At 62.6% G+C, this 350-nt stretch carries 1 protein-coding gene; it reads right to left on the reverse strand.

The features are described from left to right. Positions 1 to 117 precede the first annotated feature (117 nt). On the reverse strand, positions 118 to 350 hold a 233-nt coding region (locus J0A65_RS26600; protein WP_206597176.1), incomplete at its 5' end, for a hypothetical protein.

The following is a 350-nucleotide window of genomic DNA, read 5'->3' on the forward strand; positions in this document are numbered from 1 at the left end:
TGGCCATGGGCAGAACACGCGCATGGCGACATTCTGGTTATTTTGCATGAGCCCAGTCAGGCTGGCCACGCAGGTAGCCATAGCACAGGCCAGTCAAACGACGCTTGAGCCACGCCTTCATGCAGGAGGTTCCAGCGATACAGCCATCTGTTGCGCCAGTTCCTCGCGGCCAAGGAAGGGATACAGGTCCTCCAGGGCGCCCGATACCGGCTTGCCATTCTCGTCGATGCGCGTCATCACCCGAGGCACACGCGGCTCCTCGACCTGCACCAGCACCTCGCAGATCACCGGACCATCGCGATCCAGCACGGCCTGCAGGCGGGTCTGCAGATCAGCGTGCGACTCGATGC

It is taken from the genome of Bowmanella yangjiangensis (assembly GCF_017255015.1).
GTDB lineage: Bacteria > Pseudomonadota > Gammaproteobacteria > Enterobacterales > Alteromonadaceae > Bowmanella > Bowmanella yangjiangensis.